The sequence below is a fragment of the Streptomyces sp. MnatMP-M17 genome, assembly GCF_900091995.1.
GTDB lineage: Bacteria > Actinomycetota > Actinomycetes > Streptomycetales > Streptomycetaceae > Streptomyces.
The window spans coordinates 1-1,132 of record NZ_FMDK01001180.1; the positions used below are offsets into that span (position 1 = coordinate 1).

The 1,132-nt window shown below is 66.6% G+C and carries 3 protein-coding genes; all 3 read right to left on the reverse strand.

Going from position 1 to position 1,132, the window contains the following annotated elements; genetic code table 11:
- Positions 1–57: 57 nt before the first annotated feature.
- From rpsQ to rplP, 3 genes are read right to left on the reverse strand one after another with little or no spacing between them, the layout of a single operon-like run.
- A complete protein-coding gene (gene rpsQ, locus GA0115259_RS37555; RefSeq protein ID WP_093605047.1) occupies positions 58–342 on the reverse strand; it encodes a 30S ribosomal protein S17 in 285 nt (94 codons plus the stop codon).
- Positions 342–566: a 50S ribosomal protein L29 gene (gene rpmC, locus GA0115259_RS37560; RefSeq protein ID WP_046504635.1), complete on the reverse strand. Its 225-nt coding sequence runs from the start codon at positions 564–566 to the stop codon at positions 342–344. The genes rpsQ and rpmC overlap by 1 nt, the downstream gene beginning before the upstream one ends.
- Positions 566–985 carry a 50S ribosomal protein L16 gene (rplP, locus tag GA0115259_RS37565; RefSeq protein WP_093605049.1) on the reverse strand — a complete coding sequence of 140 codons (420 nt, stop codon included), beginning with the start codon at positions 983–985 and terminating at the stop codon, positions 566–568. The genes rpmC and rplP overlap by 1 nt, the downstream gene beginning before the upstream one ends.
- Between the last annotated feature and the right edge of the window lie 147 nt (positions 986–1,132).

Sequence of the window (1,132 nt, forward strand, 5' to 3'; positions counted from 1 at the left end):
GGCCCCCCACCGAGCCTGGCGGAACTGTTCCGAGGAGGAACTCCCCCTCGGAGGGGTTTACTTGGCCTTCTCGAGGATCTCGACGATGCGCCACCGCTTCGTGGCGGACAGCGGCCGGGTCTCCATCAGGAGGACGCGGTCGCCGATGCCGGCGGCGTTCTGCTCGTCGTGCGCCTTGAGCTTGTTCGTACGGCGGATGACCTTGCCGTACAGCGCGTGCTTCACGCGGTCCTCGACAGCGACGACGACGGTCTTGTCCATCTTGTCGCTGACGACCAGGCCCTCACGGGTCTTGCGGAATCCGCGGTCGGTCGTGGTCTCGGTCACGTTGTTCTCAGTCATCAGGCGCTCTCCACCGTCTCGATGCCCAGCTCGCGCTCACGCATCAGGGTGTAGATCCGCGCGATGTCCTTACGGACGAGCTTCAGCCGCCCGTGATTCTCGAGCTGGCCGGTCGCCGCCTGGAAGCGGAGATTGAACAGCTCTTCCTTGGCCTCGCGGAGCTTGTTGACCAGCTCCTCGTCGCCCAGCTCGCGCAGTTCGGACGCCTTGGTCACGGCCGCCATCACGCCTCACCTGCCTCGCGCCGAACGATCCGGCACTTCATCGGAAGCTTGTGAGCAGCGCGGGTAAGCGCCTCACGCGCAATCTTCTCGTTCGGGTAGGACAGCTCGAACATCACCCGGCCGGGCTTGACGTTCGCGATCCACCACTCGGGGGAGCCCTTACCGGAACCCATACGGGTCTCGGCGGGCTTCTTGGTGAGCGGACGGTCCGGGTAGATGTTGATCCAGACCTTGCCGCCACGCTTGATGTGACGGGTCATCGCGATACGAGCGGCCTCGATCTGACGGTTCGTCACATAGGCCGGGGTCAGCGCCTGGATGCCGTACTCGCCGAACGAGACCGCGGTGCCGCCCTTGGACATACCGCTGCGCTTGGGGTGGTGCTGCTTGCGGTGCTTGACCCTACGGGGGATCAGCATGTCGGTCAGGCCTCCGTTCCACCGGTAGAAGAGGTCGTCGCCTCAGCGGCCGGAGCAGCGGTGGCGTCGGCCTTGGGGGCCTCGGCTCCCGGGTTCTGCGGCTTGCGGCCACGGCCGCCACGCTCGCCGCCACGGCCACCGCGGCCG

Bases quoted from the DNA above. Each gene is read 5' to 3' on its own strand.
- rpmC (WP_046504635.1), bottom strand. From the start codon at position 566: ATGGCGGCCGTGACCAAGGCGTCCGAACTGCGCGAGCTGGGCGACGAG.
- rplP (WP_093605049.1), bottom strand. From the start codon at position 985: ATGCTGATCCCCCGTAGGGTCAAGCACCGCAAGCAGCACCACCCCAAG.
- rpsQ (WP_093605047.1), bottom strand. From the start codon at position 342: ATGACTGAGAACAACGTGACCGAGACCACGACCGACCGCGGATTCCGC.